3 protein-coding genes (1 of these 3 running past the window's edge) are annotated in these 24,921 nt (G+C 65.0%); all 3 read left to right on the top strand.

Features of this window, described 5'->3' with window-relative positions:
- Tightly spaced (each overlapping or abutting the next), the 3 genes in view from AD662_RS19625 to AD662_RS19615 form a layout consistent with a single transcriptional unit that may run on beyond the window.
- Nucleotides 1-1,255 carry the 3' portion of a non-ribosomal peptide synthase/polyketide synthase gene (locus tag AD662_RS19625; RefSeq protein ID WP_053189538.1) on the top strand. It extends 11,330 nt beyond the left edge of the window, so 1,255 of the gene's 12,585 nt are visible here — the last part of the coding sequence; its start codon lies off the left edge, out of view; the stop codon is at nucleotides 1,253-1,255.
- Nucleotides 1,256-12,343 carry a non-ribosomal peptide synthetase gene (locus tag AD662_RS19620; RefSeq protein WP_053189536.1) on the top strand — a complete coding sequence of 3,696 codons (11,088 nt, stop codon included), beginning with the start codon at nucleotides 1,256-1,258 and terminating at the stop codon, nucleotides 12,341-12,343.
- Nucleotides 12,343-24,921 carry a non-ribosomal peptide synthase/polyketide synthase gene (locus AD662_RS19615; protein ID WP_053189534.1) on the top strand — a complete coding sequence of 4,193 codons (12,579 nt, stop codon included), beginning with the start codon at nucleotides 12,343-12,345 and terminating at the stop codon, nucleotides 24,919-24,921. The genes AD662_RS19620 and AD662_RS19615 overlap by 1 nt, the downstream gene beginning before the upstream one ends.

The following is a 24,921-nucleotide window of genomic DNA, read 5'->3' as shown; positions in this document are numbered from 1 at the left end:
TGATCGAGTGCTCTCGCTGACCACGTTCTCGTTCGATATCTTCGGCCTGGAACTCTACGGCGCGCTGTTGAGTGGTGCCTGCGTGGTGCTGGTGGACAAGCAGAGCGCCCACGACCCCGAAGCGCTGCTCAAGACCATCGATAGGCAGCAGGTCAGCGTGGTCCAGGCCACGCCATCGACCTGGCGCATGTTGCTCGACCATCCGGCGTCCGCCTTGCTGGCCGGGCGCAAATGCCTGTGCGGTGGCGAGGCGTTGGCCGAGGACCTGGCCGAGCGGCTGCTGGCTGTCGCCGGTGAAGTCTGGAACCTGTACGGCCCGACCGAAACCACCATCTGGTCGGCGGCCTACCGCTTGACCGCCGAGCAGCGCCTGCCGTACCTCGGTCGACCGATTGCCAACACCGCGCTGTACATCGTCGGCGATCACTTCGCGCCGAACCCGGTCGGGTTAATCGGCGAACTGCTGATTGGCGGCGACGGCCTGGCCCGGGGTTACCACGCGCGGGCGGCGCTTACCGCCGAGCGATTCCTGCCGGACCCGTTCGGCAACGGCGCACGGGTGTACCGCACCGGTGACCTGGCGCGCCAGCGTGGCGACGGCGTGATCGAGTACATCGGCCGGGTCGACCATCAGGTGAAGATCCGCGGCTTCCGCATCGAGCTGGGGGAAATCGAAGCTTGCCTGCTGGCCCAGGCGTCGATCCGCGAAGCGGTGGTGGTGCCACAGCAAGGGCCGGGCGGCCTGCAGTTGGTGGCGTACCTGATCGCTGCCCATCCAGAGACAGCGGAACCGGCGGCCCTGCGCGAAGCCCTCAAGGCCCAGCTCGCGCCGTTGCTGCCCGACTACATGATGCCGGCGCACTGGCTGTTGCTCGAACGCTTCCCGCTGACCCCCAACGGCAAGCTCGACCGCAAGGCCTTGCCGCTGCCGGACGCCCAGCAACTGCTGCGTGCCTACGTGGCGCCCGAGGGCGCGCTGGAGCAGGGCATCGCCGCCATCTGGCAAGACGTGCTCAAGCTCGAGCGAGTAGGGCGCGACGACAACTTCTTTGAACTGGGTGGGCATTCCCTGCTGGCGACGCAAGCGACGGCGCGCCTGCAAATGCAGCAAGGCGCCGCGGTGCCCCTGGACTTGCTGTTCAGCACCACGTCCCTGGCCGACTACGCCGCCCAACTGGCGGTCCACCTGACCCCTCACTCCAGCGACGACCTGAGTGAGATGCATGATTTCCTGGCAGACCTGGAGACCCTTTGAATGACTCAGCTCGATAACCTGTCTCTGGTTCAGCGATTCATCCGTTTACCGCTCGCCCAACGGCAAGCGTTCCTGCACAAGCTGCACAGCAAGAACATGAGCCTGGCGACGTTGCCGATCCCGGCGATGCGTGACGAGTTCGCGATGCTCGACCTGTCCTACGCCCAGGAACGCCAGTGGTTCCTCTGGCAACTGGACCGCCACAGCGCGGCCTACCACGTGCCCACGGCGCTGCGCTTGCGCGGCGCCCTCGACCTGCCGGCGCTGCAACGCAGCTTCGACGCCTTGCTGGCCCGTCATGACGTGCTGCGCACGGTATTCATCGACAGCCCGCAAGGCCCCCAACAAGTGGTGCAGGCCCACTTGAGCCTGGCGATCGAGCCCCAGGTGGTGTCGGGGCCAGCGGATGAGGCTGCGCTCAAAGCCCAGGTCGATGATGAAATCGCTGGATTGTTCGACCTGCAACAGGGGCCGCTGCTGCGGGTCAAGCTGCTGCAACTCGCTGCGCGCGACCATGTACTGGTATTGACCCAGCACCACATCATTTGCGATGGCGCGTCCGCACAGATCATGGTCAATGACCTGGTCCAGCTCTACGCCGCCCACCGCAGCGGCCAAGCGCCGAGCCTGGCGCCTTTGCCGATCCAATACGCCGACTATGCGATCTGGCAGCGCAAATGGATGGAAGCCGGCGAACTGGAGCGGCAACTGGCCTATTGGACCGAACGGCTGGGCGATGGCGGCGAAGTCCTGCCGTTGCCAACGGACCGGCCGCGCCCGGCGGTGCAGAGCCATCGCGGCGCACGCCTGGACCTGACCGTTGACGCCGGGCTGACCCAGGGCTTGAAGCAACTGGCCCAGCGCGAAGCCTCGACGCTGTTCATGGTCTTGCTGGCGTCGTTCCAGGCCTTGTTGCACCGCTACAGCGGCCAGTCGGACATCCGTGTCGGCGTACCGGTGGCCAACCGTAATCGCCCGGAAACCGAAGGCCTGATCGGCTTTTTCGTCAACACCCAAGTGCTGAATGCCCAGGTGCGCGGCGACCTGCCTTTCGAGCAATTGCTGGCGCAGGTCAAACAGGCTTCGCTGGGGGCGCAAGCCCATCAAGACCTGCCGTTCGAGCAGTTGGTGCAGGCACTGGCACCCCAGCGGCAGGCGAGCCACAGCCCGCTGTTCCAGGTGATGTTCAACCACCAGGGCAGCGGCACGGCCCAAGCCCTGCAATTGCCGGGGTTGCAGGTCGAGAGCCTCGACTGGAGCTCCCATACCGCCCAGTTCGACCTGACCCTCGACACCCACGAGACCCACGGTGAACTGGCCGCATCCCTGAGCTACGCCACCGACCTGTTCGACGCCAGCACCGTGCAGCGCCTGGCCGGGCACTGGCTGAACCTGCTGCACGGCATCGTTGCCAATCCCCGCCAATCCATCGGCGAACTGCCACTGCTGACGGCCGCCGAGCAACAGCAACACATCACCCAATGGAACCCGGCGCCGCTCAGCTTCCCGGGCGAGGCATGCCTGCATCAGCGCATCGCCGAACAGGCGCGCTTGCGTCCCGACGCTATCGCTTTGCGTTGCAACGCCCAAACCCTGACCTACGGCGAACTCAACGCCCAGGCCAACCGCCGCGCCCATCAGTTGATCGCCCACGGCGTCGGCCCGGATGTGCTGGTGGGATTGGCGGTCGAGCGGGGCTTCGACATGCTGGTGGGCCTGCTGGCGATCCTCAAGGCCGGCGGCGCCTACGTGCCGCTGGACCCGACCTATCCCCAGGATCGTCTGGCCTACATGATGCAGGACAGCGGCATTCAACTGCTGCTGACCCAAGCGGCCCTGGTCGAACAATTACCGGTGCCGGACGGCGTGCAGACGCTGCTGTTGGACGCTGACGTCAGTGCTTTCACTGACAACGATCCGCACGTAGCAATGGACGCTGCGAACCTCGCCTACGTGATCTACACCTCCGGCTCCACCGGTAATCCAAAAGGCACCTTGCTGCCGCACCACAACGTGCTGCGGCTGTTCGAGGCCACCGAATCCTGGTTCAATTTTGGCGCGCAGGATGTCTGGAGCCTGTTCCATTCCTACGCATTCGACTTCTCGGTCTGGGAAATCTTTGGCGCGTTGCTCCACGGTGGCGAGCTGTTGATCATGTCGTATGACATCAGCCGCTCACCGCAGCAGTTCCACGAATTGCTCTGCGATGCCGGGGTGACGGTGCTCAACCAGACACCGTCGGCGTTCAAGCAACTGATGCACGAAGCCTGCACCGATGACCGGGCCAACGCCTTGCGCTACGTGGTGTTCGGCGGTGAGGCGCTGGACGTCAAGTCCTTGCGCCCGTGGTTCGAGCGCTTCGGCGATGCGGCGCCGCAGTTGATCAACATGTACGGCATCACCGAAACCACCGTGCACGTCACCTACCGTCCGCTGTCAGTGGCGGACCTGGAACAGGACGCCAGCAGCCCCATCGGCGAACCGATTGCCGACCTGTCGTGGTACTTGCTGGACGGCGACCTCAACCCAGTGCCGAAAGGCTGCATCGGTGAACTGTACGTCGGTCGCGCCGGCCTGGCCCGGGGTTACCTGAATCGTGGCGACCTCACCGCGTTGCGGTTCATCCCCGACCCGTTCGGCGAAAGCGGTGCCCGCCTGTACCGCACCGGCGACCTGGCGCAGTACCGCAGCGATGGCGTGATCGAGTACATCGGCCGTATCGACCATCAAGTGAAGATCCGCGGTTTCCGCATCGAACTGGGCGAGATCGAAGCGCGCCTGAACGACCTGGATTCCGTGCGCGAAGCGTTGGTGCTGGCCCAGGAAGGGCCGAGCGGCCAGCAACTGGTGGCTTATGTCATTCCGGCGCACATCGGCGAGGATGAAGCTGGCCTGCGCGACCAGATCAAGACCCAGCTCAAGGCCGATCTGCCGGACTACATGGTGCCGACGCACCTATTGTTCCTCGAACAATGGCCGCTGACCGCCAACGGCAAGCTCGACCGCAAGGCCCTGCCGACCGCCGACGCCAGCCAGGTCCAGCAGGACTACGTGGCGCCGCGAAGTGAACTGGAGCAACAGATCGCCGCGATCTGGCAAGACGTGCTCAAGGTGGCGCGGGTCGGCTTGAGCGATAACTTCTTCGAACTGGGTGGCCACTCGCTGCTGGCGACGCAGATGGTGTCGCGCATTCGCCAGGCCCTCGGCCTGAACCTGCAACTGCGCCAGTTGTTTGAAAACGCCAGCCTTGAAGCCTGTGTGGCGGCGCTGATGGACGGCGAAGTGGCACGGCCGGCGAGCATCCCGCGTCTTTCCCGGGGCCCGGCACCGTTGCCGTTGTCCTACGCCCAGCAACGCCAGTGGTTCCTCTGGCAGATGGAGCCCGACAGCGCGGCGTACCACATTCCAGCGGCGCTGCGGATTCAGGGCGACCTGGACTTGCAGGCCCTGCAACAGAGTTTCGCCGCCCTGGTGCAGCGCCACGAAAGCCTGCGTACCACCTTCGTCCAGGTCGATGAGCAAGCGTTCCAGGTCATTCACCCACAGATGAATCCGGTCGTAATTGCGCAGATGCTCGACGGCGGCAACGATCAGATCCAAGCCTTCGTCCGCCAGCAGATCGCCCAGCCATTCGACCTGCAAAACGGCCCGCTGCTGCGGGTCGGCCTGTTGCGGGTGGCGGCTGACGAGCATGTGCTGGTGCTGACCCAGCACCACATCGTCTCCGATGGCTGGTCGATGCAATTGCTGGTGCAGGAACTGATGCAAGGTTATGCCGCGTGCCGCGAGGGTGAGTCCTTGGCCTTGGCCGAGCTGCCGATCCAGTACGCCGATTACGCGGTATGGCAACGTCAATGGATGGACGCCGGCGAGCGGGAACGGCAACTGGCCTACTGGACCGAGGTGCTGGGGGGCGAGCAGCCGTTGCTGGCACTGCCCACCGACCGGCCGCGCCCGACCCGGCAGAGTTTTGCCGGCGCCCGCCTGGCGATCGACTTGCCGCAGGCCTTGGGCCAACAGCTGCGACAGTTGGCCCAGCGCGAAGGCAGCACGCTGTTCATGGTCTTGCTGGCGTCGTTCCACGCCTTGCTGCACCGCTATAGCGGCCAGTCGGACATTCGTGTCGGCGTGCCCATCGCCAACCGCAACCGAGTGGAAACCGAAGGCCTGATCGGCTTCTTCGTCAACACCCAGGTGCTCAAGGCCGAGGTCGATCCGCAGCAGCGTTTCAGTGAACTGCTGGCGCAGGTCAAACAGGCGGCCATCGGCGCCGAGGCCCATCAGGACCTGCCGTTCGAACAACTGGTCGAAGCCCTGCGGCCTGAACGCAACCTGAGCCACAGCCCGTTGTTCCAGGTGTTGTACAACCACCAGAGCGTGGCTCGCCAGGCACTGCCGGCGTTGCCAGGTCTGGTGATCAAGGCCCAGGAATGGGAAAGCCAGACCGCCCAGTTCGACCTGACCCTCGACACCCTGGAAGCCGAGGGTGAACTCGGTGCGGCGCTGACTTATGCCACTGACTTGTTCGACGCCGGCACGGTGCAGCGCCTGGCCGAACACTGGCTGAACCTGCTGCACGGCATCGTTGCCAATCCCCGCCAATCCATCGGCGAACTGCCGTTGCTGACGGCCACCGAGCAACAGCAACACATCATCCAATGGAACCCGGCGCCGCGCAGCTTCCCGGGCGAGGCGTGCCTGCATCAGCGGATTGCCGAACAGGCGCGCTTGCGTCCCGACGCCATCGCTTTGCGTTGCAACGCCCAAACCCTGACCTACGGCGAACTCAACGCCCAGGCCAACCGCCGCGCCCATCAGTTGATCGCCCACGGCGTCGGCCCGGATGTGTTGGTGGGATTGGCGGTCGAGCGGGGCTTCGACATGCTGGTCGGCCTGCTGGCGATCCTCAAGGCCGGCGGCGCCTACGTGCCGCTGGACCCGACCTACCCCCAGGATCGTCTGGCCTACATGATGCAGGACAGCGGCATTCAACTGCTGCTGACCCAAGCGGCCCTGGTCGATCAGTTGCCAGTGCCGGATGGCGTGCAGACGCTGCTGTTGGACGCTGATGTCAGTGCTTTCACCGACAGCGATCCGCACGTAGCAATGGACGCTGCGAACCTCGCCTACGTGATCTACACCTCCGGCTCCACCGGTAATCCGAAAGGTACCTTGCTGCCGCACCACAACGTGCTGCGCCTGTTCGAGGCCACCGAATCCTGGTTCAGCTTCGGCGCGCAGGATGTCTGGAGCCTGTTCCATTCCTACGCGTTCGACTTCTCGGTCTGGGAAATCTTTGGCGCGTTGCTGCATGGCGGTGAGTTACTGATCGTGCCGTATGACATCAGCCGTTCACCGCAGCAGTTCCACGAATTGCTCTGCGATGCCGGGGTGACGGTGCTCAACCAGACACCGTCGGCGTTCAAGCAACTGATGCACGAAGCCTGCACCGATGACCGGGCCAACGCCTTGCGCTACGTGGTGTTCGGCGGTGAGGCGCTGGACGTCAAGTCCTTGCGCCCGTGGTTCGAGCGCTTCGGCGATGCGGCGCCGCAGTTGATCAACATGTACGGCATCACCGAAACCACTGTGCACGTGACCTACCGTCCGCTGTCAGTGGCGGACCTGGAACAGGACGCCAGCAGCCCCATCGGCGAACCGATTGCCGACCTGTCGTGGTACTTGCTGGACGGCGACCTCAACCCAGTGCCGAAAGGCTGCATCGGTGAACTGTACGTCGGCCGCGCCGGCCTGGCCCGTGGTTATCTGAATCGCGGCGACCTCACCGCATTGCGGTTCATCCCTGATCCGTTCGGCGAATGCGGTGCCCGCCTGTACCGCACCGGCGACCTGGCGCAGTACCGCAGCGATGGCGTGATCGAGTACGTCGGCCGTATCGACCATCAAGTGAAGATCCGCGGTTTCCGCATCGAACTGGGCGAGATCGAAGCGCGCCTGAACGACCTGGCGTCGGTGCGCGAAGCACTGGTGTTGGCCCAGGAAGGACCGAGTGGCCAGCAACTGGTGGCTTATGTCATTCCGGCGCACATCGGCGAGGACCCGGCCGGCCAGCGTGATGAGATCAAGACCCAGCTCAAGGCCGACCTGCCGGACTACATGGTGCCGACGCACCTATTGTTCCTCGAACAATGGCCGCTGACCGCCAACGGCAAGCTCGACCGCAAGGCCCTGACGACCGCCGACGCCAGCCAGGTCCAGCAGGATTACGTGGCGCCGCGAAGTGAGCTGGAGCAACAGATCGCCGCGATCTGGCAGGACGTGCTCAAGGTGGCGCGGGTCGGCTTGAGCGACAACTTCTTCGAGTTGGGCGGCGACTCGATTGTCTCCATCCAGGTGGTCAGCCGCGCCCGTCAGGTGGGCATCCGCTTTACCCCCAAGGACTTGTTCCAGCACCAGACCGTGCAGGCGCTGGCGAGCGTCGCCCAGAGCGGTGGGCAGGCGCCGGCAGTCGATCAGACACCGAGCCAAGGATCGACGCCGCTGCTGCCGATCCAACAGGCGTTTTTCGCCGAGGCGATTCCCCAGCGTCATCACTACAACCAGTCGGTGCTGCTGACACCGGCCAGTGCGCTGCAAGCGCCCGTGCTGGAGCAGGCTTTGCAGGCGTTGGTGCTGCACCACGACGCCTTGCGTTTGTCCTTCAGTGAAACCGCCGAAGGTTGGCGCGCCGAGCACCGTGAGGTGGCGGCGCAACAGCAAGCTTGGGCAAGCAACGGTTTGTTGTGGCAGCGTGACGTGGCCGATGCCAGCGCGCTGGAAACCCTCGCCAATCAGGCCCAGCGCAGCCTCGACCTGCACGCCGGGCCGCTGTTGCGCGGCGTCCTGGCGACCTTGACCGATGGCAGCCAGCGCCTGTTGCTGGTGGTTCATCACTTGGCGGTGGACGGTGTGTCGTGGCGGATTCTGTTCGACGACCTGCAAATCGCCTACCAGCAGTTGCTCGCCGGCCAAGCGCTGCAATTGCCGGCCAAGACCAGTTCGATCAAGGCCTTTGCCGAGCAGTTGCAAGCCCACGCCCGCAGCGCGGAACTGCAGCAGCAATTGGCCTATTGGCAAGGGCAACTGCATGACGCACCGACCGACCTGCCGTGCCTCGACCCCGAAGCGATCGCGCAAAACCGCGAGGCCGTCACCGTTCATACACGGCTCGACGCGCACGTGACCCGGCAGTTGCTGCAAGAGGCGCCGGCGGCCTATCGCACCCAGGTCAACGATTTGTTGCTCACGGCCCTGGCCCGGGTGATCTGCCGCTGGACCGGCCACGACAGCCTGTTGCTGCAGCTCGAAGGCCATGGCCGCGAAGAGCTGTTCGCCAATGTCGACCTGACCCGTACGGTGGGGTGGTTCACCAGCCTGTTCCCGGTGCGGTTGTCGCCGGCCGTCGAACTGGCGGACTCGATCAAGTCGATCAAGCAAGGGTTGCGGACGATTCCCGACAAAGGCGTGGGTTTCGGTGCGCTGCGTTACTTGGGCGACGACGCCAGCCGGGCAGCCCTGGAAGCACTGCCGGTGCCGCGCATCACGTTCAACTACCTCGGTCAGTTCGACGGCAGTTTCGATCAGGACCAAGGCGCGCTGTTCAGCCCGGCCAGTGAAAGCGCCGGTGACGAGCAAAGCCCGCTGACCACCCTGGGCAACTGGCTGACGCTCAACGGCCAGGTGTTCGAGGGCGCGCTGCGGTTGGGCTGGACGTTCAGTGCGCAACAGTTCGAGCCGGCGACCATCCAGCAATTGGCCGATGACTACGCCAGCGAGCTTGCGCTATTGATCGCCCATTGCTGCGAGCCGACGAGCCAGGGCATGACGCCAACGGATTTCCCTCTGGCCGGCCTGACCCAGGCGCAACTCGATGGCCTGGCGCTGTCGGCGCGCGGGGTGGAAGACCTTTACCCGCTGGCGCCGATGCAGCAGGGCATGTTGTTCCACAGCCTCTACGAGGCGGGCAGCGGCCAGTACATCAACCAGATGCGCCTGGACATCGAAGGCCTCGACCCACGGCGGTTCGAGGCAGCCTGGCAAGCGGCGGTCGATGCCCATGACATTCTGCGCAGCAGTTTTATCTGGCAGGGCAGCGAGCGTCCGGTGCAGGTGGTGCACAAGCAGGTGCGTGTGCCGTTCGCTTCGCTGGACTGGAGCGCCCGCACCGATGCCCGCCAGGCCCTGGACGTGCGGGCGGATGCCGAACGCGAGCAGGGCTTCGACCTGGCCTGCGCTCCGTTACTGCGCCTGGTGCTGGTGCACACGGGTGAGCAGCGTTATCACCTGATCTACACCCATCACCACATCCTGATGGATGGCTGGAGCAACTCGCAGTTGCTCGGCGAGGTGCTGCAACGTTCTGACGGCCAGGCCCTGCCGCGCCCGGCCGGGCGCTATCGGGACTACATTGCCTGGCTGCAAGGCCGCGACGCCCAGGCCAGCGAAACCTTCTGGCTGGCGCAACTGCAACCGCTGGAGGCGCCGACGCGTCTGGCCGAGACCCGTTTCGCGCCGCTGCAATCGACGTTGGAAAGCGGCCACGCCAGCCACTATCACGACCTGACGCCCGAGCAGACCCAACGCCTGAGCGAGTTCGCCCGCCAGCAGAAGGTCACCCTCAACACCGTCGTCCAGGCGACCTGGCTGTTGCTGCTGCAGCACTACACCGGACACGCCGCCGTGGCCTTCGGCGCCACCGTGTCGGGACGTCCGAGTGAGCTCAAGGGGGTCGAACAGCAGATCGGCCTGTTCATCAACACCTTGCCGGTCATCGCCAGCCCGCGTCCGGAGCAAGCGCTGAGCGAACTGCTGCAACAGGTCCAGGGCCAGAACGTGGCCTTGCGCGAGCACGAGCATACGCCGCTGTTCGAGATCCAGCGCTGGGCCGGGCAGGGCGGCGACGGTTTGTTCGACACCTTGCTGGTGTTCGAAAACTACCCCGTGTCCCAGGCCCTGCAAGAGCAGGCACCCTCGGGCTTGAGCTTCGGCAGCGTGGCCAGCCAGGAACAGACTAATTTCCCGTTGACCCTGGCCGTCAATCTAACTGACATCCTGAGCCTGCACTTCACCTATGCCCATGCTGCTTTCCCTACACACACCGTCGAGCGCCTGGCTGAGCAGGTGGCACACGTGCTCGCGCAAATGGTGAGCCTGCCGGCCGGCGGTTGCGTGGGCGACATCCAACTGCTGGATGCGCTGACCCGCGACAGGCTGCTGGGCGACTGGAACGCCACTTCGGTGGTGGAGCCGCCTCGGCGCCTGGTGCATCAATGGATCGAAGCCCAGGCCCAACGCTGCCCCGACGCGGTCGCCCTGGTCAGCGAACAGGAAACGCTCACTTACGCCGAGCTCAATGCCCGGGCCAATCGCCTGGCCCATGGCTTGATCGAACGCGGCATTGGCCCCGATGTATTGGTGGGCCTGGCGTTGTCGCGCAGCGTGCAGATGGTCGTCGGCTTGCTGGCGGTGCTCAAGGCCGGTGGTGCCTACGTGCCGCTGGACCCGGCCTATCCGCGGGATCGCCTGGCGTACATGGTCGAGGACAGCGGCATCGCCTTGCTGCTCACTGAAACCGCTGTGCTGCCGCTGTTCGGCGACGCTGCCGTGGCCGCGCTGCTGCTGGATCAACCCGAGCAATGGCTGGCCAGCTACAGCGAGCGCGACCCTGGCGTGGACATCGACGGCGAGAACCTCGCCTACGTGATCTACACCTCCGGCTCCACCGGCAAGCCCAAGGGCGTGACCTTGCGCCATGCCGCCCTGAGCAACCACATGGCGTGGATGCAAGGTTGTTTGAAACTGACGACCGCCGACCGCGTCCTGCAAAAAACCGCGATCAGTTTCGATGCCTCGGTGTGGGAGTTCTGGCTGCCGTTGATGAGCGGTGCGCAGCTGGTGCTCGCCAGCCCGCACCTGAACCTCGACCTGACCACCCTTTGGGCCGACGTGGCGCGGTGGCGCATCAGCGTGCTGCAAATGGCGCCGTCGCTGTTGCAGGCCTTGCTGCCACTGGCGACCCGCGAACAACTGGTCTCCCTGCGCCTGCTGCTGTGCGGTGGCGAAGCCCTCAGCGCGCACCTGTCGCGCCAGGTCATGGCGCTGTTCGAGGGCGAACTGCGCAACCTGTATGGCCCGACCGAAGCGACCATCGACACCAGTAGCCATGCCGTGGTGCGCGACAGCGAAGACGACGCCGAGCGAATCATCGCCATCGGCCGTCCCATCGATAACGTGCGCACCTACGTGCTGGATGCGGCGTTGCAGCCTTGCGCCGTGGGCGCTGTCGGCGAGTTGCACATCGCCGGTGATTCCCTGGCCCGTGGTTACCACCAGCGACCGGCACTGTCCGCCGAGCGCTTCATTCCCGATCCGTTCGCCCCCGTTGCGGGCGGTCGCCTGTATCGCACCGGTGACCTGGCGCGTTATGGCGCGGACGGTGTGATCGAGTACCTCGGCCGGATCGACCACCAAGTGAAGATCCGTGGCTTGCGCATCGAGCTGGGGGAAATCGAAGCGCGCCTGCAAGCCGATGCCGATGTGCGCGATGCAGTGGTGCTGGCGCGGGACGACGTGAGCGGGCCGAACCTGGTGGCCTACCTGGTCGGCCAGGACAGCTCCCTGGACTCGGCCAGCCTGGGCGACCGACTCAAGGCGCGACTGGCGGCCCAGGTGCCGGACTTCATGGTGCCGACCCACTGGGTCTTCCTCGACCGCTTGCCGCTGACCCCTAACGGCAAGCTCGATCGCAAGGCCTTGCCGGCACCGGACACCCGTGCCCTGCAATCGGCTTACCTGGCGCCGCAGAGCGATCTGGAATGCCGGGTCGCGGCGATCTGGCAGGACGTGCTCAAGGTCGAGCAGGTCGGGCTGGGCGACGACTTCTTCGAACTGGGCGGGCATTCGCTGCTGGTGGTGAGCGCGGTCTCGCGCCTGCAACTGGAACTGGGCCTGACCTTGACCCCGCAACTGATTTTCCAATTCCCGGTGCTCGGCGCGTTCGTGGCGCAACTCGAGCCTGCCGGCGAACCCATGAGTACGTCGAAATTGAGCAAGCTTGAAGCGCTGCTCGATGAATTTGAGGAGGTTTGATGGACACCGCTGTCGCACAACGTATTGCCAGGCGCTTCATAACGCTGCCGCTGGAAAAACGTCGCTTGTACTTGCAGAAAATGCTCGAAGAGAACGTTTCCCCGGCGAACCTGCCCATTGCGCCTGTCAGTGCCGAGTTCGACACGTTGTCGCTGTCGTTTGCCCAGGAACGACAATGGTTCCTCTGGCAGTTGGACCCCGACAGCGCGGCCTATCACATGCCCACGGCCCTGCGCTTGCGCGGGCCGCTGGACATCGCTGCGCTGGAGCAGAGTTTCACGGCGTTGGTGGCGCGTCACGAGAGCCTGCGCACCACCTTCCAGATCCAAGGCGAGCAGGTCGTGCAGCAAGTGCACGCGGCGACGCCAGTGCATTTGCAGGCAGACACCCTGGAACAATTGCCGGACGAGACGCAGCTGCGCCAGTTGATCGAGGCAGAAACCCGCCAGCTCTTCGACCTGCAACAGGGGCCGCTGCTGCGCACGCGCCTGCTGCGATTGGCGGCGGATGATCACGTGCTGATCGTGACCTTGCACCACATCGTTGCCGATGGCTGGTCGATGCAGGTGATGGTCGAGGAACTGGTCAATGGCTACGCCGCCTTCAGCCAGGGCCACGCACCGGAACTGCCGGCGCTGCCGATCCAGTACGCCGACTACGCCATCTGGCAGCGGCACTGGATGGAAGCGGGTGAGCGCGAGCGCCAGTTGGAATACTGGACCGCACGCTTGGGTGGCCAGCAACCGGTGCTGGAATTGCCGACCGACTTCCCCCGTCCGGCGGTGATGAGCTATCGCGGCGCGCGGCTGGAACTCGCCATCGACGCGGTACTGGCCGGCGACCTCAAGCACATGGCCCAGCGCGAGGGCGTCAGCCTGTTCATGATTTTGCTGGCGTCGTTCCAGGCGCTGCTGCATCGCTACAGCGGCCAGAACGATATCCGCGTCGGCGTGCCGACGGCCAACCGCAACCGGGTCGAGACCGAGCGCCTGATTGGCTTTTTCGTCAACACCCAGGTACAGGGCAGCGATGTGCGGAGCGAGGATGCGTTTGGCGCCTTGCTGCAACAAGTGAAACAGACAGCCCTGGGCGCCCAGGCCCATCAAGAGCTGCCGTTCGAGCAACTGGTCGAAGCGTTGCAGCCTGAGCGCAACCTGAGCCACAGCCCGCTGTTCCAAGTGATGTTCAACCACCGGACCCAAGGCCCGGCGGGCGAGGGGCCGGTCGGTGCCTTGAAAGTCGAGGGGCTGAGCTGGGATTCTCACACGGCACAATTCGACCTCACCCTCGAAACCGTCGAGCATGGCGAAGGCCTTTCGGCTGCACTGATCTATGCCACCGACCTGTTTGGCGCCGAGACGATGGCGCGCATGGCCGGGCATTGGCAGAACCTGTTGCGGGCCATCGTGGCCGACCCGGGGCAGCGTATCGGTGAATTGCCGCTGCTCGACGCGGCCGAGCGCCTGGCCCTGCTCGACGACAGCCAGCGCACCGCGGCGCCAGCGCCCGAGGCGGGTTTTGTCCATCAACTGTTCGAAAGGCAAGCGGCGCGGACCCCGGACGCCCCGGCGCTGGTGATCGACGGCGAGCGCTGGAGCTACGGTCAACTCAATGCCCGGGCCAATCAACTGGCGGGGAAACTGCAGAGCCTTGGTGTGACCTCCGATGTCCTTGTGGGCATTGCCGTGGAGCGCAGCGCGCACATGCTGGTGGGCCTGCTGGCGATTCTCAAGGCCGGCGGCGCCTACCTGCCGCTGGACCCGGCGTTCCCCCAGGACCGCCTGGCGTACATGATCGAAGACAGCGGCATCGAGCTGCTGCTGACCCAAAGCTCGTTGCTCAACCAGCTACCGCTGTCCTGTGGGAGCGAGCCTGTGGGAGCAAAGCTTGCTCGCGATGGCGGTAGTTCAGTCAATGGTGATGGTGGGTGTGCCGACGCTATCGCGAGCAAGCTTTGCTCCCACGGGCTCGCTCCCACAGGGGCCGGGGTTGGCGTTAAGACATTGGTGTTGGACCAGGAGGGTGACTGGCTCGACGGCTATAGCTGCGAGGCGCCGGCGACGCGCCTGGATGCGGAGCACCTGGCCTACGCGATCTACACCTCCGGCTCCACCGGCAAGCCCAAGGGCGTAATGGTGCGCCACGGCGCGCTGACCAACTTCGTCGCGAGCATGGCCAAGGCACCGGGCATGACGGCCCAGGACCGGGCGTTGTCGCTGACCACGTTCTCGTTCGATATTTTCGGCCTGGAGATCTACGTGCCGCTGATGGTCGGCGCATGCATCGTGCTGACCGGCCAGCACGTCGCCCAGGACCCGTACGCGGTGTTGGCATTGATCGCGGCCGAGCAGGTCAATGTGCTGCAAGCTACGCCGTCGACCTGGCGCATGTTGCTGGACAATGAAAACGCCCAGGGTCTGCGTGGCTGCAAATGCCTGTGCGGTGGCGAGGCGTTGCCCCGGGAACTGGCCGTGCGCATGCTCGCCCTCGGCGGTGAAGTGTGGAACCTCTATGGCCCGACGGAAACCACCATCTGGTCGGCCTTGCACCCGTTGCAGACCCAGGCCGTACAACCGTGGATCGGCGGGCCCATCGACAACACCACGCTGTACATTGTCGGTGCCGACCTGATGCCGGTGCCTTATGGCGTGGCCGGGGAATTGCTGATCGGCGGCGAAGGCTTGGCCCGTGGTTATTTCCAGCGCCCGGCGCTGACCGCCGAACGTTTCGTGCCCCATCCGTTTGTCGCCGGCGAGCGTCTGTATCGCACCGGTGACCTGGCGCGCCAGCGTGCCGACGGCCTCCTCGAATACCTCGGGCGCATCGACCATCAAGTGAAGATCCGCGGTTTTCGCATCGAGTTGGGAGAGATCGAGGCGCGCCTGCTGGAACAGGACAGCGTGCGCGAAGCGGCGGTGCTGGCCCAGGACGCGCCAGGCGGCCAGGCGTTGGTGGCGTACATCGTTCCAGTCGCCGAACTGAATGACCTGGACGCCGCCGCCCAGAGCGGCCTGCGCGACAGCCTCAGCGCACGGCTCAAGGTCAACCTGCCCGACTACATGGTGCCGTCCCACGTGGTGCTGTTGCCGCGCTTCCCGCTGACGCCCAACGGCAAGCTGGATCGCAAGCAGTTGCCCAAGCCCGATGCCAGCCAGTGGCAGAAAACTTATGTCGCGCCGCAGACGCCCACGCAGCAGGCGGTGGCGACGATCTGGGCCGATATCCTCAAGGTCCAGCGGGTCGGCCTGGACGACAACTTCTTCGAACTGGGCGGCCATTCCTTGCTCGCCACCCAGGTGATGTCGAGGATTCGCCAGCAACTGAGTATCCAAGTGCCGTTGCGCCTGTTGTTCGCCCATCACAGCCTGCGGGCGTTTGTCGAGGCCATGGGCACGGCATCGGCGCACGATGAAGCGAGCATCCCACGCATTGCTCGCGACCAGCCGCTGGCGCTCTCGTTCGCCCAGCAACGGCAGTGGTTCCTCTGGCAACTGGAACCCACCAGCAGCGCCTATCACATTCCCGCAGCGCTGCGTTTGCGCGGTGCCCTCGACCGTGGCGCGTTGCAACGGAGCTTCGATGCACTGGTGGCACGTCACGAGAGCCTGCGGACCCGCTTCGTGCTCGATAACGAGCGCCCCCTGCAAGTGATCGACGAACCGGCACCGCTGGCCCTGGCGACCGAATCGGTCGAGGCCGGGATCGATGAACAGGCCTTGCGTAGCCTGATCGAAGCCGAAACCCGAAAACTGTTCGATTTGCAGCGCGGTCCGTTGCTGCGGGTCAAGTGGCTGCAATTGGGGGCTGATGACCATGTACTGATCCTGACCCAGCACCACATTGTCTCCGATGCCTGGTCGATGCAGATCATGGTCGACGACCTGCTGCAGTTGTACGCAGGTTTCAGCCAGGGCCAGGCGGTGGAACTGGCGCCGCTGCCGATCCAGTACGCCGACTACGGCCACTGGCAGCGGCATTGGCTGGCGGCGGGGGAGCAGCAGCGTCAACTCGACTACTGGATCGCGCAGTTGGGCGGCGAGCAACCGATTCTCGAACTGCCGACCGACCATCCGCGCCCGGCCCAGCAAAGCTACCGTGGCGCCCGGCTGCCCATCGCCCTCGAACCGGCCCTGGCCGAAGGCCTCAAGCGCCTGGCCCAGCAGCACAACAGCACGCTGTTCATGCTCTTGCTCGCCGGCTTCCAGACCTTGCTGCACCGCTACAGCGGCCAGGACGACATCCGCGTCGGCGTGCCGATCGCCAACCGCAACCGGGTGGAAACCGAGCGCCTGCTGGGCTTCTTCGTCAACACCCAGGTGCTCAAGGCCGACATCGACGGCAACCTGCGGTTCGACCAGTTGCTCGATCAGGTCAAGCAACGCGCCCTCGGCGCCCAGGCCCACCAGGACCTGCCGTTCGAACAATTGGTGGAACGGCTCGAGCCAGCGCGTAACCTGAGCCACACGCCGTTGTTCCAGGTGATGTTCAACCATGCCAGCGATGCCCGCCGGGACCTGTCGGCGTTGCCGGGCCTGAGCCTGGAGCCACTGACCTGGGACTCAGGCACTGCGCAATTCGACCTGACCCTGGACACTTTTGAATACGCCGATGGCCTCAGCGCCGCGCTGACCTATGCCAGCGACTTGTTCGAACCGAGCACCATCGCCCGCCTCGGCGAGCACTGGCTGAACCTGTTGCGCGCCATCGTTGCCAACCCGACGCAGCGCATCGCCGAACTGCCGATGCTGGACGGGGCGCAGCGGCGCTTGATCGTCGAGGACTGGAACCGCACCTACGCCGATTACCCGAACCATCTCCCGGTGCATCAGTTGATCGAAGCCCAGGTCGAGCGTGACCCCCACGCCGAGGCGCTGGTATTCGAAGGGCAGTCGCTGAGCTATGCCCAGCTCAACGCCCGCGCCAACCCGTTGGCCCACGCCTTGATCGCCCGCGGCGTCGGCCCGGATGTGCTGGTGGGCATCTCGGTGCAGCGCAGCGTGGAAATGGTCGTTGGCCTGCTGGCGATCCTCAAGGCCGGTGGCGCCTACGTGCCGCTGGACCCGGACTACCCGCCGGAACGCCTGGCCTACATGATCGAGGACAGTGGCATCGAGCTGCTGCTGACCCAGAGCTCATTGCTCAATCAATTCTCGGCACCCTGTGGGAGCGAGCCTGTGGGAGCAAAGCTTGCTCGCGATGGCGGTAGTTCAGTCAATTGTGATGGTGGGTGTGCCGATGCTATCGCGAGCAAGCTTTGCTCCCACAGGCTCGATCCCACAGGAATTTGCGTTAACACGCTGGTATTGGACCAGGAGGGCGACTGGCTCGACGGCTATAGCTGCGAGACGCCCGTGACGCGGTTGGATGCGGAACACCTCGCCTACGTGATCTACACCTCCGGCTCCACCGGCAAGCCCAAGGGCGCTGGCAACAGCCATGGCGCGCTGACCAACCGCTTGTGCTGGATGCAACAGGCCTATGGCCTGGGGGCCGGTGACAGCGTCCTGCAGAAGACACCGTTCAGTTTCGACGTGTCGGTCTGGGAGTTCTTCTGGCCGTTGATGACCGGCGTGCGCCTGGTCGTCGCGGCACCGGGCGATCATCGTGACCCGCAAAAACTGGTCAGCCTGATCGAACGGGAAACCATCACCACCCTGCATTTCGTGCCGTCGATGCTGCAAGCGTTCGTGCTCGACGCCAACGTCAGCCGTTGCACCAGCCTGACTCGCATCGTCTGCAGCGGCGAAGCCTTGCCGGTGGATGCCCAGCAACAGGTGTTCGCCAAGTTGCCCAATGCCCGGTTGTATAACCTCTACGGTCCGACCGAAGCGGCCATCGACGTGACCCATTGGACCTGCCGTGACGAAGGGCGCGATGCGGTGCCGATTGGCGAGCCGATTGCCAACCTGATGACCTACATCCTCGACGATGAGCTGAACCCGGTACCGAGCGGCGTCAACGGCGAGCTGTACCTCAGCGGCCAGGGGCTGGCCCGCGGTTATCACCGTCGTCCCGAACTGACGGCCGAGCGTTTCGTCGCCAGCCCGTTCGTGGCCGGGGAGCGGCTGTACCGCACCGGTGACCTGGCGCGCTATCGTCCGGACGGGGTGATCGACTACATCGGTCGGATCGACCATCAGGTGAAGGTCCGCGGGTTCCGTATCGAGTTGGGGGAAATCGAAGCACGCTTGCTCGAACACGGGGCGGTGCGCGAAGCGGTGGTGGTGGCCCAGGACAGCCGCAGTGGCAAGGTGCTGAGCGGCTACGTGGTCGCCCAGGCCGAGGCAATCGGCGATTGGACGCAATTGCGTGAAGCGCTCCTGGCCCATTTGCGCCTGAGCCTGCCGGAACACATGGTGCCGACGCACCTGACCCGCCTGGAACACATGCCACTGAGCCCGAACGGCAAGCTCGACCGCAAGGCGCTGCCGGCGCCGGACCTGGCCGAGCGCCAGGAGGCGTTCACCGCACCGGTCAACGCCATCGAGCGGACGCTGGTGCAGATCTGGCAAGGGGTGCTCGGCGTCGAGCGGGTGGGCACCGCCGACAACTTCTTCGCCCTGGGCGGCGACTCGATCAACTCGATCCAAGTGGTCAGCCGGGCACGTGCCCAAGGCATTGGCCTGACCCCCAAGGACCTGTTCCTGCACCAGAACATCCAGGCCCTGGCGCGGGTCGCCACGGCGGCCGATGAAGCGCTGATCGACCAGGAGCCGGTCACCGGCGACAGCCCGCTGGTGCCGATGCAGCACGGGTTCTTCGCCAGCGATATCCCGCACCGCGACCACTGGAACCAATCGGTCCTGCTGACCCCGCGCGAACCGCTGGACATCGCGCACCTGCAACAGGCCCTCGCTCACGTGGTGGCCCATCACGATGCCCTGCGCCTGCGGTTCACCCAGGCCGACGATGGCCGATGGCACGCCAGCCATCAGGCCATGGATGAGCAGCCCCTGGAGATTTGGCAGCGCACCGCGCAGGACGCCGCCGGGATCATTGCCATCGCCGACCAGGCGCAACGCAGCCTCGACCTGCAACACGGCCCGTTGCTGCGTTGCAGCCTGATCGCGGTGCAGGACGGCAGTTCGCGCCTGCACCTGGCGATTCATCACCTGGTCATGGACGGCGTGTCGTGGCGGGTGCTGCTGGAAGACCTGCAAAACGTCTATCGCCAACTGCGGGCGAACCAGGCGCCGGCCTTGCCGGGCAAGTCCACGGCGTTCAAGGCCTGGGCCGCCCGGTTGCAGGACTACGCCCACAGCGAAACCCTGAACAAGGAACTGGATTACTGGGTCGGGCAACTGGACCAGCCCTTGCCGCCGTTGCCACGGGCCCGTCCCGAGGGCAGCCAGGCCGCGGCCCATGGTCGTTCGGTGAGCACGCGCCTGGATGCCAACCAGACCCAGCGTTTGCTCAAGCAAGCGCCGACGGCCTATCGCACCCAGGTCAACGATTTGCTGCTCAGCGCACTGGCGCAAGTGGTCTGCCAATGGACCGGGCAACCGGCCTGCCTGGTGCAACTCGAAGGCCATGGCCGCGAAGAACTGTTCGAGGGCATCGACCTGAGCCGCACCGTCGGTTGGTTCACCAGCCTGTTCCCGGTGTTGCTGACGCCGGCGAGCGATCCTGCCGAGTCGATCAAGCGGGTCAAGGAACAACTGCGCGCAGTGCCGAACAAGGGCTTGGGCTATGGCGTGCTGCGTTACCTCGGTGCCGAAGCGGTCCAACAGCGGTTGGCAAAACTGCCGCCAGCGCGCATCACCTTCAACTACCTGGGGCAATTCGACCAGAGCTTCGATGAGCAGGCGCTGTTCGTGCCGAGTGAGGAGGGCAGTGGCGCAGGGCATGGCGATGATGTGGCGCTGGGCAACTGGCTGACCATCGATGGTCGGATCTTCAATGGTCAGTTGTCCCTCGATTGGACCTTCAGTGGCGATGTCTTCGACGAGGCCACGCTCCAGCAGTTGGCCGATGCCTACGCGGTGGCGTTGCAGCAACTGATCGACCATTGCTGCACCGACGGGCACTTGGGCCTGACACCTTCCGACTTCCCGCTGGCGCGCCTGAGCCAGGCGCAACTCAACGGCCTGCCGGTGCCGGTGGCGCAGGTGGAGGACATCTATCCGCTGTCGCCGATGCAGGACGGCATGCTGTTCCATACCCTGGCCGACGACAGCTCCGGCTTGTACATCAACCAGATCTGCCTGCCGGTGCATGGCCTGGACACGGAGCGTTTCGCCCGGGCCTGGACCTCGGTGATCGAGCGCGAGGACATCCTGCGCACCAGTTTCCACTGGCAGGATGGCTTGAGCGCACCGGTGCAAATCGTCCATCGCCAGGTTGAGTTGCCGTTGCAGGTCGAAGACTGGCGTGGACAGGACATCAGCGAGCAGGCGATCAGCGCCCGGGCGACTGCCGATTACCTGGCCGGTTTCGACTTGAGCCGCGCGCCCCTGCAACGGGTGCTGTTGCTGCGCCTGGACGATGATCGCTATCAGATGATCTGGACCTGCCACCACATCCTCATGGATGGCTGGAGCAGTTCGCGGTTGTTCGGTGAAGTGTTGCAGTTCTACGCCCACGGGCAGGTGCCCAGCCGCAACGGTCGCTACCGCGAGTTCATCGAATGGCTGCAACGCCAGGACCAGGGTGCGCTGGAACGCTTCTGGCGCAGCCGCCTCGACGCCCTGGAACAGGCGACCTCTCTCAACCAGGCGATGTTCCCACGGCATGTCGAGGCATTGCCGGGGCACGAGGCGCTGTATTCGCGCTGGGACGTGACGCAGACCGCTCGCCTGCAACAGGCCTGTCGCGCCTTGCAGATCACCCCGAATACCTTGATCCAAGGGGCGTGGCTGCTGTTGCTGCAACGCTTTACCGGGCAGGACACCGTGGTCTTCGGCGCCACCGTCGCCGGGCGTCCGGCGGGGCTGGTCAACGCCGACAACATTCTCGGCCTGTTCATCAACACCTTGCCGGTGATCCAGACCCTGGACCCCGAGCAGCCACTGGATCAATGGCTGCAACAGTTGCAGGCCTACAACCTCGACCTTCGTGAGCATTCCCATGCGCCACTGGCGGACATCCAGCGCTGGTCGGGCCTGGGCGGGCAGGGCTTGTTCGACAGTATCATCGTGTTCGAGAACTACCCCATCGACGAACGCCTGGGCGACCAGCAGGACACCGGCCTGAGCTTCGGCGAGTCGCGCAATCATGACGTGACCAACTTCCCGATGGACCTGGCGGTCAACCTGGGCGAAACGCTGTCCATCGAGTACCTGTTCCTGCGCAACGCCTTCAGCGTCGAAGCGGTGGAGCGCATCCGCCGGACCATGGAAGACACCCTGGAAGCGATGATCCATGCACCCCACGCGCGCCTGGGCAATCTGCAACGTTTGTCGGTGCAAGAGTGGCAGGCCTTCGAACAATGGAGCGCGGCGCCGAAAGGCGACTATCAGCCGCAGCTGTTGCCGGAACTGATTGGCCGCCATGCCCAGTCGCGTCCGCAGGCCACGGCGCTGGTGTGTGGCGACGACGCGCTGGACTATGGCGAGCTGGAGCGCCGGGCCAACCGCCTGGCCCACCGCTTGATCGAACTCGGCGCCGGCCCGGAAGTGGTGGTCGGCGTGGCCCTGGAGCGTTCGGTGGACATGGTCGTGGCGCTGCTGGCAGTGATGAAAAGCGGCTCGGCGTATGTGCCGCTGGACATCGATTATCCACCCGAGCGCCTGGCGTTCATGATCGAAGATTCGGCCATGGCGCTGTTGCTGACCCACAGCCGGGTACAGGGGCGCTTGCCGGATCTCGACGGCTTGGCGCGCCTGGCCATCGACGGTTTCGACAGCCGTGGCTACAGCGATCAGCCGCCGCGTAGCGGTTTGCTCGGCGGCAACCTGGCCTACCTGATCTACACCTCGGGTTCCACCGGTCGACCCAAAGGCGTCGCCGTGGCGCACGGGCCGATGAGCATGCATTGCCAGGCCATCGCCGGGCTGTATGACATGGACGAGCACACTCGTGAGCTGCATTTCATGTCGTTCGCCTTCGACGGCGCCCATGAACGCTGGTTGAGCACGTTGCTGCGCGGCGGCACCCTGGTGATTCGCGACGGCGCGCTGTGGACGCCGGAGCAGACCTTCGACGCCTTGCACCGCCATGGCATTACCATCGCCTGCTTCCCGCCGGCCTACCTCAAGCAACTGGCCGAATTCGCCGCCAACAGCCCACTGGCGCCACCGCCAGTGCGGGTGTACTGCTTCGGTGGCGATGCGGTGCCGGACCAGACCTTCGAGCAGGTGAAGGCAGCGCTGCGTCCGCAATTCTTCACCAACGGCTACGGCCCGACGGAAACCGTGGTCACCCCCATGCTGTGGAAGGTGCCGGCCAGCGAACGTTGCGAAGCCGCCTACGCGCCGATCGGGCGTGCGGTGGGCGAGCGCGCCTTGTATGTGCTCGATGACCACCTCAACCCGTTGCCGCCGGGCATTGCCGGCGAGTTGTACATCGGTGGCGCGGGCATCGCCCGTGGTTATCATCGTCGCCCGGACCTGAGTGCCGAGCGCTTCGTGCCGGACCCATTCGGCCAGCCGGGCGATCGCCTGTACCGCAGCGGCGACCTGGTGCGCCAGCGCGCCGACGGCGTGCTCGATTACGTCGGGCGTATCGACCACCAGATCAAGGTGCGGGGCTTCCGCATCGAACTGGGGGAAGTCGAGGCCAGCCTGCGGCAACTGGACGATGTCAGCGATGCGTTGGTGATCGCCCGCGACAGCGCCTCGGGCAAGCAACTGATCGGCTACGTGGTCACCCCCGACGGTGTGGCCATCGGCGATCGGCTCAAGGCTGAACTGCGGGTGCAATTGCCGGACTACATGGTGCCGGCCCAGGTTATCTGCCTGGAGGCGTTGCCGGTCACGCCAAACGGTAAGCTCGATCGCCAGGCCCTGCCGGAGCCGGAGTTCAAGGGCGCCGAGTATGTGCCGGGGCGCAACCGCGATGAGCAACTGTTGGCCGAGGTCTGGGCTGATGTGTTGCAAGTCGAGCGGGTGGGCATCACCGACAATTTCTTCGAGTTGGGCGGTGACTCGATCCTCAGCCTGCAAGTGGTCTCGCGGGTGCGCAACCATGGCGAGCTGAAGATGGAGCTCAAGCTGCGGGACCTGATGCGCGGCCAGACCATCGAGGCGATTTTCGACCAGCGTTCGAACACGCTCGCCATGACGGCCGAGGATGTGACCCAGGTGGCCGCCGAAGGACAGTTCAACCTGATTCCGATCCAGCAGTGGTGGTTCGACCAGCGCATGAACGAACCCCATCACTACAACCAGGCACTGATGCTGCGGGCCCGCCAGGGGTTGAACCTGACGGCACTGGAATTGGCATTGCGCGGCATGATGCAGCAGCACGACGCCTTGCGCCTGCGCTTCAGCGAAGTTGGCGGGCGTCATCTGCAGCATTACCAGGCGTTGGCAGAAATGCAGGCGCAGTGGGCCAGCGAACCCTTGTTGTGGCAGCACAGCGTGGCCGATGAAGCCGAGCTGGAGTTGTACGCCGAACAGGTGCAACGCAGCCTCGATCTGCACAACGGCCCGGTGTGGCGCACGGCACAGGTGACCTTGGGCAACGGTGAAATTCGCGTGCTGATGGTCATTCATCACCTGGTCATCGACACGGTGTCGTGGCGTTTGCTGCTGCAGGATTTGCAGACGGCTTATACGGCCTACAGTGAAGGCCAGGCGCCGAACCTGCCGATTCGCACCAGCAGCTACCGGGCCTGGGCCGAGGGCCTGCAAGCCTATGCGCTGGATTATCCGGCGCAGGAAAAAGCCTGGTGGCTGGAACAGATCGACCAACCGGGCAGCGAGTTGCCGTGTGACAACTTGCGGGGCAAGAACCAGGTGCAGTACCAGTCGGTCGCGCACATGAGCCTGTCGGAGCAGCACACCCAGCAGTTGCTCAAACAAGTGCCGGCGGTCTACCAGACGCAGATCAATGACGTGTTGCTGGCGGCGCTGAGCCGGGTGTTGTGCCGTTGGAGCCAGCAGCCTTCGGTGCTGATCCAGTTGGAGGGGCATGGTCGCGAGGACCTGCTCAAGGACATCGACCTGAGCCGCAGCCTGGGCTGGTTCACCAGCATGTTCCCGGTGCGCCTGGCCCCGAACCCTGAAGCCGATATCGGCACGTCGGTGCGGGCGGTGCAACGGCAATTGGCCGCGGTGCCGAACAAGGGCTTGGGCTACGGCGTGTTGCGCTACATGAGCGGCGAGCCAATGGCCGCCACCTTGGGGCGTGCGCCTCAGGCACGGGTGACGTTCAACTACCTGGGGCAGTTCGACCAGAGCTTCGATGACAAGGCATTGCTGGTGCCGGCGGCGGAAAGCTACGGCAGTTGCTACAGCCCCCATGCCGCGCTGGGCAACTGGCTGGAAGTGGTGGGGCAGGTGTACGACGGGCGCCTGGCGCTGCGTTGCATCTTCAGCACCCGCCGCTACCGTGCCGAGACTGTCGAGGGCTTGATGCGTGCGTACCAGGAAGAACTGGAAGCGTTGATCGAGCACTGCGTGGCGCAGGCGGCTTAA

This window comes from Pseudomonas kilonensis, assembly GCF_001269885.1.
Classification (GTDB): Bacteria; Pseudomonadota; Gammaproteobacteria; order Pseudomonadales; family Pseudomonadaceae; genus Aquipseudomonas; species Aquipseudomonas kilonensis.
The sequence above is the reverse complement of the archived record's forward strand: the minus strand, read 5'-3'. Positions and strand labels throughout refer to the sequence as shown.